Consider the following 12,894-nt stretch of genomic DNA (forward strand, 5'->3'; position numbering starts at 1 on the left):
TGACCGGCCGGGCACATAGGGCTACCTATTGCACGCCCCATTTCTTCAGGGTGAGGCGTTCTGCGGTGCGGAAGATCAGGTTTTCCACCACGAGGCCGATCAGGATCACGGTGAGCAGGCCGCTGAACACGCCGGGAATGTTCAGTGTGTTGCGCCGCTCGAAGATGAACCAGCCGAGCCCACCCTCGCCGGAGGAGACTCCGAATACCAGTTCCGCCGCGATCAGCGTACGCCAGGCGAACGCCCAGCCGATCTTCAGGCCGGTGAGGATGGAGGGGAAGGCGGCGGGCACGAAGATGAGGGCGATGAAGGGAAGGCCCCGCAGCCCGTAATTCTGCCCCACCATCCGCAAGGTCTGCGACACCGCAAGGAAACCCGCATGGGTGTTCAGCGCGACCGCCCAGAGCACCGAATGCACCAGCACGAACACCACGCTCGCCTCGCCAAGCCCGAACCAGATGAGCGCGAGCGGCAGCAGCGCGATCGCCGGCAGGGGGTTGAACATGGCGGACGCGGTTTCAAGGAAATCCGAGCCCAGTCGGGTGCTGATGGCGAGCACCGAAAGTGTCGCCGCTAGAACGCACCCCAGCGAATAGCCCATGAGCAGGACCCGCAGCGAGGTCCACGCCCGATCAGGGAGCGTGCCGTCTTTCACCGCGCCGTAGCCATACTCCAGCGATGCGGAAAGCGTGGGCAAGATCAGCGGATTTCCGAGGTAGCGGGCATAACCCTCCCACGCGGCCGCCATGAGGAGAATGATGAGCGTCTTGCGAACCGTGCCGCTGGCCCAGAGCCGTTCCAGCAGGCTGAGCTTGCGCTCGACCTCGCCTTCGGTGGCCACAGCCTCGTCGGCCCGATAGACGATATAGGCATCAGCCATGGTGGGCCCCCTGTAGCTCGGTGGGATCTGCAAACAGCATTTCGTGGATTTCGGCCTCAAGGCGTCCGGCCGCCTTGTCATCGAGACGCGAGCGGTCGATCTGCCCGATCTCCGCCTTCACTCGGCCCGGATGCGGCGACATCAGCAGGATGCGGTTGCCGATGCGGATCGCCTCGGCGATGGAATGGGTGACGAACAGCACCGTGAAGTTGATCTCCTCCCACAGGGAGAGCAGTTCGTCCTGCATGCGGCGGCGGGTGAGGGCGTCGAGCGCGGCGAAGGGCTCGTCCATCAGTAGGATGTCCGGCTGCATGGCCATGCCGCGCGCGATGGCGACCCGCTGCTTCATGCCACCCGAGAGCATGTAGGGATAATTGTCGGCGAACTTGGTGAGCCGCACCTTCTCGATATAGGAGCGGGCTCGCTCCTCGGCTTCCTTCTTGCTCAGGCCGCGTGCCACCGTGAGGGGAAACATCACATTCTGAAGTACGGTTTTCCAGGGTAGCAACTGGTCGAATTCCTGGAACACCATCATGCGGTCGTAGCCGGGGGCGGTAACCTTCTTGTCGCGAATGCGGATGTCGCCCTCGACCGGGGCGATGTATCCGCCCACCGCCTTCAGCAGCGTGGATTTCCCGCAGCCCGATGGGCCGAGAAGGATATAGCGGTCGCCCTCATTCACCTGGAAGCTCACGCGCTGCGTGGCGGTGATAAGCGACTGGGGCGTCTTGTAGCGGAGGGTCACGCCGTTGACCTGGAGCAGGGCCGACATGGTCAAACTGCCTTTTCTTCAACGGGGAAACGGGTTGCCTGCATTGACGGGCGCTGTTCGAAGACGGCGTGCCAGCGGGTGAGCGCGGGGTGGCGGTCGCGCCAGTTCATCTCGGGCAGCCGGCGGTCGAGATAGGAGAGGGCACAGCTCAAAGTGATGGTCGCGAGATCGACGACATCATCGTCGTGCGGCATCGCCTCGAACTTGGTCAGCGAGCGTTCGATCTTGCCCTTCTGGCGCACCAGCCATTGCGGCCAGAACACATCCTTGGGCCGGCGATGGCGTTCCACCGTATGGGACACCCCGGCGGTGATCATACCGTCGGCGAGCGCATGACGCCCCATCACCAGCCATTTTTCGTCAGAGGCGGCGGGGATCAGCCGCGCGCCTCGGCTCAGGCTGTCGAGATATTCGCAGATCAGCGTCGAGCCCGGCAATGGGACGGGGCCGCCGAGCAAAACCGGAATCTGGCCTAGCGGTGCATCGGACTGCACATCCGGATCGGGGTTGGACGACCAGACGTCGATCTCCACGAAGCGGATCTGATCGGCGAGGCCGGTTTCGTAGGCCGCCACACGCGCCTTTCGGGCGAATGGCGAGAGCGGCCCATACAGAAGGCGGAGCATTAGGAGACCCTAGGCTGAGGAACAGGGAACCCGACTTCCGGCACGGCGACCCACGGCCGCCGTACCGGGCGCGAGATCAGCTTCCGCCGAGCTTCTGGGCGTCCGGGAAGAACATCTCCTGCCAGGAGGTCGGGGCCACCTTGGTGATCCCCTGCTTCGCCATGAACTTGGCGAAGGTCGCGACATTGCGCGGCGTCAGGTCGAAGAAGGCATCCTTCTCCTTGATGATCGCGACGGCTTCATCGACGGTGATCGTGTCCTTTGAGAAGTCGAGATAGATCTTCGCCGCCGCCTCGGGATTCTTGGTGATGAACGCCTGGGCTTCCTGCAAAGCGTCGACGAACGCCTGGGAGGTCTTCGGGTTGGCCTGTGCGAATTTTTCCGTGGCGTAGGCGATCATGTAGGTCGCCGGCCCGCCCAGGATTTCCTCGGCGGTGAGAATGCGCCGGATGTGCGGGTGCTTCAGTTCGATTTCCTGGAACGGCGGCGCGGTGAAGTGATTGTTGATTTCGCCAGCGCTGGAGATCATCGCCGCAGCGGCATCGCCATGGGGGAGCTGCACCACAAGCTTATCCAGGCGGGTGCTGTTTTCAGGACCCCAGGTCTTCTCGGCCGCCATCGAGAGCAGGATGGCGTGCACCGAAACCTTCAAGGTGGTGACCGCGACCTTGTCGCTGGCATCCAGGTCCTTGATCGACTTCACCTTGGGATCGCGCGTGTTCAAATAGAGCGGGAGCGCGGAGACCGCGCCGAAGCCGCGCACGGCGACCGGCGTGCCCTTGGCGTTCGCCCAGAGCGTGATGAACACGGTGGCGCCGGCGCTGCCGATATCGAGGCTGCCGGAGAGAATTCCCTCATTGATGGGATTTCCGCCGGGGAACTGCCGCCATGTGACCTTCGGCTCGGGCAGGCCCTGCTTGACCGCCTGCGCCTCCAGCAGCTTCTGGCGCTGCATGATGATCATGGGCATAGCGCCGATGCCGAACTGCGTCGCCATGCGGACCTCGGAGACCTCCGCACGGGAGGTGCCGACGAGCGCGGGAGACAGAAGCAGCGCCGCCGCGGTCGCGAATGCCAATACGTTCGATTTCATGATGACCTCCCCTGATGGTTATTTTTGAAGAGGCTTTTGCCTCGTTGTTTTCGGTTTTAGCTTTGGTCTTCAGTCTTCGAGCGCGTTGGCGTCGCGCGTCGAAGTCTTTTGTTCCTGAGTGTCCGATCCGCCTTGAACGGGCGGATCGGATGAGGCTCAGGCCGCTGCGGAACAGAGTTCTTGGCGCATGGCGGCCATCAGGTCGCGGGACGAGCGCACGTCTTCCAAGCCGGCCACGAGTTCGATGATGCGGTCGGCGGCGGCGGCCGAAATCCGGCCCTGCGCATAGGTCCGAAGCTTGCCTTCGATCTGGGCGCGGGAGAGCGGGTTTTCCGGCGAGCCACGGGGGTGGTCGCAGCGGTTGGTGAGGGTGGTTCCGTCCTTCAGCTCGAACTCCACCACCGCCTGGACGCCGGAGAGGCTGTCGTCGGGGCGCACGTCGATCAGGTCGGCGGCGGCACTGCGCAGGATCGGGTCGTCGTAACGGCCGGGGGAGAACTGCTCCAGGGTGAGTTCATGGTCCTGGAGGATCACGGCGGCCGTGTAATGCGCCGAGATCAGCGCGTCGAACTTCGCCTTGTAGCGCGAGAGCTTCCCATGGAGGTTGAACACCACGGTCGGCAGGCTGATGCGCGCGCTCTTGATGTCCGCGAGCTTGAAGGGACGCTGTTCGAGCACGTCGAACAAAGCGGTGTTCATGCCCTGGATGGAGGATGCGGAGGGCCAGAGGCGCAGCGCGATCTGCTCCATTTCCCAACGCTGGCCGAGATCGGCCGTGACCTGCTCGGGGTGTCCGCCGTTGGAATAGCTGGTGAAGAAGCCGCCGTCCTTGGCGGTGAGGAATTCGCGGGTGGCGAGGAAGCCCTGTTCGGCGAGCAGCGCCCCCATCAGGCCGGACAGCGCGCTGCGGCACTGGTGGAACTTCACCGTGGGCGTGCCCCAAGCGGCGAACGTGCCACCGGCCTGGCTGCCGGCGAGGCCGAACGCGCGCGCCATGGCTTCCGGCGCCAGCCCGACGAGCCGGCCGACTGCTGCTGCGCCGCCGAACGGACCGAACACGCCGGGACCATGGAAGCCGCGCGCCCGCACGGCGGGATAGTCGGAGGCGACGCCGATGCGGGTCGTGACTTCAAGGCCGGCCACCATGGCGGTGAGCAGGTCGCGGCCCGATGCATCATCCCGCTCCGCGATCAGCAGCGCGGGGGGAATGACGGAAGGCGTGACGTGGGTGAGGGTCGAGCGATGGATGTCGCACATGGTGACGGCGGTGATGAGATAGCCGTTCAGCAGCGTGGCGCCGGTGAGCGAGAGCTTCCCCCCGCCGATCACCGAGCTTTCCGAGGATGTGGCCAAGGCGGCGGCGAAGCGGGACACCTGATCGGTCTCCTCGCCGGCATGTCCAGCAAGGGCGCAGGCGATGGTGTCCAGCAGCACGTCCTTGCAGTGCTCGCGCGTGTGCTCGGGGATATCCTCGTAGCGCAGCGTGGCGGCGAACTTGGCAAGATCCTCTGTGGTCGTCTGGGTCATTGTTTCCTCCACACGTCTTTTGTTCAGCATCGGAGCGTGCAGACGGCGAGGTATGCCTCGCTCGTCTCTCGCCGTCCGTTCACGCACTTAAGCCCAGCGACCCGGACGGCGCGGCGTCCGGGTCGAGCGGCGGTCAGGTCATTTCAAAGCGGCCGCCATACATGGGCTTGCTGCGGCCGAGGCCCGGCAGTTCCCACACGCCGGCGCCGCCGGGGTTGATGTCGGCGCTGATTTTTGCGTCGATGAGATAGGGTCGGTTGGCGGCGATCGCGGCGCGGATGGCCGGGCCGAGATCCTCCGCACGGTCGATGGTGACGCCCATCACCCCGGCGGAGCGTGCCATGGCGGCGAAGTCGGGATTATAGGGTTCGCCATTGTCGGGATGCCGGAAGTCGGTCGCGAGTTCGCGGCCGCCGAGATAGCCCCGCTGCAGGCCCCGGATGGAGGCGTAGGCGTAGTTGTTCCACACCACCCAGACCACAGGGATGTTGTATTCGACCGCCGTGCCCAGGACGCTGGCGTGCATGAAGAACGCGCCGTCGCCGCAGACCGAGACGCACGGCCGATGCGGGGCCGCGAGCTTGGCGCCCAGCACGCCGGCGACGCCAAAGCCCATGGGGCCGAAGCCCATGGAGCCGATGAGCGAGTCCGGCCGCTTCGGCTTGCAATATTGCAGCAGCCAATTGTGGTGGATGCCGATGTCGCTGACCAGGATGGCATCCTCCGGCAGCGCGAGATCGATCTCGCGCGCCGCCCGCTGGGGCGAGATGGGCGAGGAGGCATCAAGGAAGCCGGGAGCGACGAAGGCGTTCCATTCCTGGCGGTAGCCCTCGATCTGGTCGAGCCACGCGCGCCGCGCCGGCAGGCGCTTGTCGATGTCCTTGCGGTGCTGAAGCTCGGCAAGAAGCTGGCGCATGAAGGTGCGCACGTCGGCCATCAGCCCCAGCGCCACGGGATAGTTCCGGCCGATTTCGTCCGGGTCGATATCTACATGGATCAGCTTGGTGGGCGGGATGTTGAAGGAATAACCCGGAATCCAGGAACTTGATGTGCGGTCGTCGAAGCGCATGCCGAGCGCCAGCAGCACGTCTGCCTGCCGGGTGGCGTGGTTGGCCTGGTAGTGGCCGTTGCGCGCGACGAGGCCGAGCGCGAGGGGATGGTCGCTATCCAACGCGCCGAGGCCGCTGGCGGAGAAAGCCACCGGGATCTGAAGCAGTTCGGCCAGCGCCAGGAGGTCGTCGGCGGCCCCGCCGTAACGCACGCCCTGGCCGACGATGATCACCGGCCGCTCGGCGGAGAGCAGCATGTCCACCGCCTTGAGCACACCTTCGGGATCGGCGCCGCAGCGGGAAGAGATGTTGTCGTTCCAGTCGGAGGGCTTCGGCGTGGTCTCGCCGGTGTCTTCCTTGAAGATGTCGAAGGGTACGTCCAGCACCACGGGGCCGGGACGGCCGGTCATCATGGTCTTCCATGCCTGCCGGGTGGCGAGCGGCACCATGTCTCCACGGGTGGGCTGGAACACGCGCTTGCAATAGGCGCGGACGGTGGAGGGAAAATCGGCCTGATACTGCCGATAGGTCTCCTGGAAAGCGCCGCGATTGAACTGGCTGGTGGGCACGTTCCCGGTGATCGCGAGGAACGGCACGGAATCGAAATAGGCGTTCGCGAGGCAGATCGGCATGTTGGCCGAGCCGGGGCCGCAGGACGTGAAGGTGGCCGTGGCCTTGCCCGCGACGCGATAATAGACGTCCGCCATAAAGCCGGCGACGGACTCATGATGGGTCGAGATGGTCTTGATGACATCCTGGCGGTCGTACAGGGCGTCCATGAAGCCAATGATGCCATGGCCGCATATGCCGAAAATGTACGGGACTTTTTCCTGAACCAGATAGTCGACGATGATTTCGCCGCCATTCATCGTGGCTTCGGCTGCCATTGGCGTAGCACTCCCCAACTCAAAACCGGCCATGCTTCACGCCGGCCTTTCTCACATTGTTAAATGAGGTTTCATGAAAAGCAAGAGACATAGAAACGGAGCCGGATTTCACCCGCTTTCAAAAAATATTTTCCGTGTATGTGGTATAAAATCGTTTTTAAGCCCAAATTATTTTGCATTGCAAAAAGCATTCTGCATTTACCGGATGGTGGGTCCGTTGGGCGTGAAAATGATATCCAGCGGGTACAAGTCTATGTCGCAGGTCAGTCCCGACAAGCGTTTTCCGCTGCGTGAGTGCAAAGGGACATTTTCCCGTATGGTGGATTGACATCTCTTATTCTGGCAAATAGCGTCCCGGTCGTTTCGGGTACGGTGCCGCAGAGCGCCATCGGAATGGTCGAGAGTTAAGCGGCACACTGCCGTTGATGCAACCGAACATTATAATCAATAAAGAAGCCTACATCGCTCGCCGGTCAGGGTGCCCGGGTTCGTGACGAACGGACCCGCCCGAGCCCCCGCCAGAACAATCTGGTCTGGTGATGCCGGCCATGGTGTCGCCGGCATCTCTGATGCTGCAGGGAGGGGCTTCCAGATGACAGACCACATAGAATTGGTCGTGAACGGCGCGCCCGTCGTGCTCGACATCGACGGCACCAAGCCGTTGCTGCAGGTGCTGCGGGAGGATCTCGACCTGCGCGGCAGTCGTTTCGGGTGCGGCATGGAACTGTGCGGCGCCTGCATGGTCCTTATCGACGGTGAGCCGGAATGTTCCTGCTCGCGCGAGATCGGCACGGTTGCCGGGCGCCGCATCACCACCGTCGAGGGCCTGTCGCGCAATGGCGCGCTGCATCCGGTGCAGACGGCGTTTATCGAGGAGCAGGCCGGCCAGTGCGGCTACTGCCTTTCGGGCCTGCTGATCTCTTCGGTGGCTTTGCTTGAGCGGAACAGGCATCCCAGCCGCGCCGAAGTGCTCGCGGCGCTGGATGCCCATTTGTGCCGTTGCGGGGTGCATAACCGCGTGGTGCGCGCCGTCATGAAGGCAGGTGAGATGATGTCCGAGGCGGCTGCCAAATGATCTCCAACGGGCTTCCCCTCAGCCTAACCGTCAATCCCCGTCTCTCGCAATGGATTGCCTTCGAGCAGCCGGGTAAGGTGCGCGTCGCCACCGGCAAGGTGGAGATCGGTCAGGGCATCTCCACCGCCATCCTCCAGATTGCCGCTGAGGAACTCGATATCGAGCCGGAGCAGGTGCAGCTCATTTCCGGTGAGACCGCCATCAGTCCGGACGAGGGGTTCACTTCAGGTAGCTATTCGGTGAGCGTCGGCGGGGCGTCCATACGCCTCGTATGCGCGGAGGTTCGGGCGATATTCATCTCCCGTCTCGCGCAGCAGCGAGGCTGGACGGAAGCCGATATCTCCGTCGCAAGCGGTCGTTTTCTTCATGAGGGCAAGGATTGCGGCCAGGATTATTGGTCCATGGCCTCCCAAATCTCCCTGGATCGGGATGCCTCCGGTACGGTGGCAGTCAAGCGTCCGTCCGAATACCGCATTGTGGGGCGCAGTTTTCCACGCGTTGATCTTCCCGCCAAGGTCACTGGTGCGGCCTTCATCCACGATATGGCCCCCGCCGACTGCCTACACGGCCGGGTGCTGCGCCAGCCCTGGTGGGATGCCGAATTCGTCACGATGGACGAGGAGAAAATCCGCAAGGCCGCGAAAGCGCCCGTCGATATCCTGCGCATCGGCAATTTCGTCGCCTTTATCGCCGACACCGAGATCGCGGTCATGCGCGCTGCTGAAGCTGCGCGGCAGACCGCTCAATGGACGAAGGGACAGCTGGTTTCCCACGATGTGGGCGCACCCGACTGGCTCAAGCGCCAGGCGTCGACGCTGAATGTGGTCGAGACCCTGGGGGGCGGCGAGATCCTTAAAGGTGAGGTGGTCACGGCGACCTATTGGCGCCCGTTCCTCACCTATGGGTCGATCGGCCCCTCGTGCGGGCTCGCCGAACTCCGCGATGGCAGACTGACCGTCTGGACTCATTCGCAGGGCCCTGGCGTGCAGCGGGAATGGATAGCCAAGGCGCTGCGGATGGACCCCGCGCATGTGAGCGTCAACCATCGCCATGGGGCCGGCACCTATGGGCACAACAGCGGCGATGATGCCGCCTTTGATGCGGCGCTGATCGCCACGCATCGGCCGGGCCGCCCGGTGCGTGTGATGTGGACCCGCGAGGATGAGTTCACGTCGGCGCCCGTCAGCCCGTCCATGCTGATTCAGTTGACGGCGGTGGTCGGCCCCGATGGGCGCCCGAGCGACTGGCAGACCGAAATCTGGAGCCCTCCCCACGCCCAGCGTCCCGGTATGAACGAGAATTGCAGCTTCCTCGCCTATGAGGCGTTGCCGGATTCCGCGCCGCGAAATCCCATCGAGGATGTCCCGGAATCGCGCGGCGGCGGCGCCACGCGCAATTCCCGTCCGTTCTATGATCTGGCGCGGCATCGCCTGGTCCATCACATGCTGCCGGAGGTGCCGTTGCGCACCTCGTCGCTGCGTGGGCTTGGCGCCTGGGGGAATGTGTTCGCGCTGGAATGTTTCATCGACGAACTGGCTGAGAGGGCAGGGGCCGATCCTGTTGCCTACCGGCTGTCGCTTCTCTCCGATCCGCGTGCCCGGCGCGTCGTCGAGATGGTGGCCGAGATGAGCGGGTGGCCGGGGAAATCGGTGGATGACGGCTCCGCCTACGGCATCGCCTTCGCCCGCTACAAGAACATTGCGACCTATTGCGCTGTGGCGGTTGAGATCGAGGTGGAGGAGGAGGTTCGGCTGAAGCGCATCTGGTGCGCGGCCGACGCCGGCCTCGTTATCAATCCGGACGGCGCGCGCAACCAGCTTGAAGGTGGCATCATTCAGGGCGCGAGCTTCGTTATGAAGGAGAGCGTCAGCTTCGAAGACGGCAGGGTCGTGACAGATCACTGGGAGAAATATCCCATCCTGCGCTTCTCGGAGATTCCGGAAATCGACATCGAAATCGTCCATGCGCCCAATGAGCCCACGCTTGGGATGGGCGAATGCTCCGTCGGCCCGGCGGGCGCCGCCATCGGCAATGCGGTTGCCCGAGCGCTGGGAACACGGGTGCGCTCGCTGCCGCTGACCCGCGACAAGATTATGGAGGCACTGCTCGGCGAGAGCTGAGGAGCCGCATCTCGCGCGCAGTGAACACCTGGATGCGCAATTGCGTGATGCCATCGGGCTTTACCCGATGTGTAGCTGTTTGATGGGGGGCGTGTATCGCCAAGGCATGGCGGAGATGGAAACGGAGCGGACGCGGAGACGTCGGGCGATCGGCCGGGAGGCGCGATGGTGGTGCGTCAGGTGTCCGCGGTTACGCGCGCGGTGGCAGGCGACGACGATGCGCACGGGCCGGTTGGGATAGGCCTCCGCCCGGGCACTGGGCCCGAGCAGCGCCGCGGACGTCAGGCCGGCAAGGGAGCCGGCCAGGAATGTTCTCCTCCTGATGGCGTTTCCTCCGAAGTTTTGTTTCGTTTATTCAGGTCCGCCGGCTTTTGCCGGTCAGTTTACTCAGATCTTGCGTGTCTCAGATGTTGCGGGACGGCAGGGCGACGGTGCCGCCGCCGATCACCGAAAGCTCTCCATCCTTGTTCGCCGCGGACTGTTCGACCTCGAACAAATGACGGCCGTTCTCCACCCGCTTGCCGGTGGCTTTCCCGTCGATGAAAAGGAGATCGCCTTCGGGATTGTGACGGCGAAGCTTGCTGTGGGCGCGCACCAGGAAGCCGTCGTCGCCCATCCAGTTGGTGAGGTGATGGGTCAGCCACGAGCACCGCTCCGGGCGGTAATCATAGGCGCCGGGGGCACCCACCATGAGCGCCATCTCGGGCTCCCAATGGACGCGCTCGGGGCAATCGGGAATGCCGAAACGGTTCTTGATGCCGAGGCCGGGAGGGTTGCGCACCTGCTGCCACGCCAGCTTGTTGGCGCGGATATAGAGCCCGCCCCAGCCCTGGGCATAGGCGATGAAGCCGGTGACGGCCATCGGCTCCTTGGCCATGGTGGGAAGCTTGTCGCCCACCTGGACATCCTCGTAATCGCGGGGAACCGCACCGCGAACCTCTTCCTGGGTATACAGCCGATAGACCCGGTCCAGTTCTTCCTCGGTGTATTTGCGCGGGGGGCGGGCCTTTACTTCGGTATATTTTCTGCCCTGCTCGCGCGCGGCGTCGCGATGGGTGCGGAAACACCAGCTTTCGGCTTCAGCGATCAGGTCGCCTCCCGCGCCGTAGAATTCCACATGATAGACCTGCCGGATGGCGCGACCGGCGAAGGTAGTCTCGTGCTCCACGAGGTCGGACAGCCAGGCCTCGGTGCTGATTTCTTCGTTACGACGCACCCACCGTTGCCAGCGCCAGTCGGCGCCGGATCAGCGACCGGCTTTCTCGCAGCTTGAGATGGAGTGGTTGGGTTAATTCCAGACACAGGTGCCGAGACTGATTTCGTCGTGCCGCACTTTGTACCGGGCACCTCGGGACGCATGAGCCTGCGGCAAGGAAATTGGTTCTCCGATCTCGTAAACATCGCGGCGGCCGAGGCGCATTTGCGTTCGAGGTGCGCCCTGCGCTTCGCCTACCGCTCACGCGTCGCTATTCACATTTCGCATCCTGCTGTTGATATTTATTATGGGATCGTATGGTCCCCTTGCCCTAAGCTGATCTACGCCATGGGTCAAAAATCCAGGCATCTACCAAGAAAAGCAAAAAACAACAGGGAGGGACAACAACAATGAAGACGCTTCCGCGCATCGATTCTGTCGTCATCGGACTTGCTCTGGCCCTTTCCGCGTCCGCGATACCTGCAAGGGCACAGGCACCTGACGTAAAGATCGCGATCATCGCGCCGGTTTCCGGCCCCATGGCGCGCCAGGGCGACCTGATGCGCAAGGGTGCTGAACTGGCGATCGAGGACGTCAACAAGCAGGGCGGGATCAAGTCTCTCAATGGCGCCAAGCTCAGCCTCATGGTCGAGGATGCCGGCGACAAGGTGGAGACCGCCAAGAATGCCGCGCAGCGCCTCGTGGCGAACCGCCAGGGCGTGGTGGCCGGCACCGGCGCGTGGAGTTCCTCGCTCACCCTCGCCGTCACCGAAGTGACCGAGCGCGCCGGGCTTCCCTGGGTGACGCTCTCCTATGCCGACCAGATCACCGACCGCGGCTTCAAATACGTGGTCCAGACGGTGCCGATCGCCAGCGCTCTTGCGCTCAACGCTATGCCCACCGTGCTCGACATGGCCCAGGCCGCAACCGGCACCCGACCCACCAAGGTTGCCATCATTTCCGATAGCACTGCGGCCTCTCAGGCCTTCGTCCAGCCGCTGCGGGACGGCGGCTTCCAGAAGCTCGGCGTCACCGTGGTCGTCGATGATGTTTTCACGCCGCCGCTCACCGACGCGACCGCTATGGTGCAGAAGCTGCGGGCGACCAAGCCGGACTTCCTGCTGTTCTATTCCACCGGCTTCCCGGACGCGAAGCTGGTGCTCACCAAGATGAACGAGTTCGGTCTCGGCAAGGGCAAGTTGCCGGCGGTCACGGTCGGCGTGCAACTGGCGAGCCCGGAAATCCTCAAGGCGGTGGGCCCGGAATTGCTCCAGGGCCTCATCGTGGTGGCGCCCAACTGGCCCTCCAAGTCCCAGGAGGCGGCGCTGCCCAGCCTCACCAGCCGAAGCGGCGAGCCGTGGCTCGGGCAGGACACCATCAGCACCTATGGCGATGTCATGCTGATCCGGGACGCGCTTGAGCGGGCCGGCTCCACCGATAGCGACAAGGTCATGCTGGCCCTGCGCGCCACCGATCGCAAAGACGGCCCGGCGGACTTCTACCTCGGCGACCGCCTGGCCTTCGACGACAAGGGTCGCCGGGTGGGCGGTGCGGTCGGCCTCATTCAGTGGCAGGACGGGCTGCCCTATCTGATCTGGCCCCGCGAGGATGCGGTCCGCACGCCGCTTTGGCCGAAGCCCTGAGGGGTCTTCCCTCCCTCGCAAGCGGGA

11 protein-coding genes are annotated in these 12,894 nt (G+C 64.0%); 4 read left to right on the forward strand and 7 right to left on the reverse strand.

All coding sequences use genetic code 11. The features are described 5' to 3' along the window. Positions 1–25 precede the first annotated feature (25 nt). The 6 genes from ADADO0_RS16705 to ADADO0_RS16730 form a co-directional block, all read right to left on the reverse strand. Positions 26–880: an ABC transporter permease gene (locus ADADO0_RS16705; RefSeq protein ID WP_511306307.1), complete on the reverse strand. Its 855-nt coding sequence runs from the start codon at positions 878–880 to the stop codon at positions 26–28. Beyond that, positions 873–1,652: an ABC transporter ATP-binding protein gene (locus tag ADADO0_RS16710; RefSeq protein ID WP_511306308.1), complete on the reverse strand. Its 780-nt coding sequence runs from the start codon at positions 1,650–1,652 to the stop codon at positions 873–875. Before ADADO0_RS16710 ends, ADADO0_RS16705 begins: the two co-directional genes overlap by 8 nt. Positions 1,653–1,654: 2 nt before the next feature. Next, positions 1,655–2,278 (reverse strand): glutathione S-transferase family protein, encoded by a 624-nt coding sequence (locus ADADO0_RS16715; RefSeq protein ID WP_511306309.1) that lies wholly within the window; start codon positions 2,276–2,278, stop codon positions 1,655–1,657. Between the two features lie 76 nt (positions 2,279–2,354). Further along, positions 2,355–3,371: an ABC transporter substrate-binding protein gene (locus ADADO0_RS16720; protein ID WP_511306310.1), complete on the reverse strand. Its 1,017-nt coding sequence runs from the start codon at positions 3,369–3,371 to the stop codon at positions 2,355–2,357. Between the two features lie 156 nt (positions 3,372–3,527). After that, the gene (locus ADADO0_RS16725) at positions 3,528–4,898 is read right to left on the reverse strand and encodes an MmgE/PrpD family protein (RefSeq protein WP_511306311.1); all 1,371 of its coding nucleotides are present in this window, start codon (positions 4,896–4,898) and stop codon (positions 3,528–3,530) included. A 133-nt stretch (positions 4,899–5,031) separates the two neighbouring features. Continuing rightward, positions 5,032–6,834 (reverse strand): thiamine pyrophosphate-binding protein, encoded by a 1,803-nt coding sequence (locus ADADO0_RS16730; protein WP_511306312.1) that lies wholly within the window; start codon positions 6,832–6,834, stop codon positions 5,032–5,034. A gap of 592 nt (positions 6,835–7,426) precedes the next feature. On the opposite strand from ADADO0_RS16730, the gene ADADO0_RS16735 reads away from it, so the two are divergent. Together ADADO0_RS16735 and ADADO0_RS16740 are read left to right on the forward strand one after the other, a co-directional pair. Further along, the gene (locus ADADO0_RS16735) at positions 7,427–7,909 is read left to right on the forward strand and encodes a (2Fe-2S)-binding protein (protein WP_511306313.1); all 483 of its coding nucleotides are present in this window, start codon (positions 7,427–7,429) and stop codon (positions 7,907–7,909) included. Continuing rightward, positions 7,906–10,029, forward strand: coding sequence for a xanthine dehydrogenase family protein molybdopterin-binding subunit (locus tag ADADO0_RS16740; protein ID WP_511306314.1), 2,124 nt, complete (start codon positions 7,906–7,908; stop codon positions 10,027–10,029). Before ADADO0_RS16735 ends, ADADO0_RS16740 begins: the two co-directional genes overlap by 4 nt. Before the next feature lie 403 nt (positions 10,030–10,432). Here ADADO0_RS16740 and ADADO0_RS16745 read toward each other — a convergent pair whose 3' ends face one another. Continuing rightward, a complete protein-coding gene (locus ADADO0_RS16745; RefSeq protein WP_511306315.1) occupies positions 10,433–11,245 on the reverse strand; it encodes a hotdog family protein in 813 nt (270 codons plus the stop codon). A gap of 63 nt (positions 11,246–11,308) precedes the next feature. Between ADADO0_RS16745 and ADADO0_RS16750 the strand changes: the two genes are divergently transcribed. Continuing rightward, positions 11,309–11,638, forward strand: a complete 330-nt coding sequence (locus ADADO0_RS16750) for a hypothetical protein (protein ID WP_511306316.1) — start codon at positions 11,309–11,311, stop codon at positions 11,636–11,638. Continuing rightward, positions 11,635–12,867 (forward strand): ABC transporter substrate-binding protein, encoded by a 1,233-nt coding sequence (locus ADADO0_RS16755; protein WP_511306317.1) that lies wholly within the window; start codon positions 11,635–11,637, stop codon positions 12,865–12,867. The genes ADADO0_RS16750 and ADADO0_RS16755 overlap by 4 nt, the downstream gene beginning before the upstream one ends. Positions 12,868–12,894 lie beyond the last annotated feature (27 nt).

The sequence above is a fragment of the Aquabacter sp. genome (assembly GCF_965279295.1).
Taxonomy (GTDB): Bacteria; Pseudomonadota; Alphaproteobacteria; order Rhizobiales; family Xanthobacteraceae; genus Aquabacter.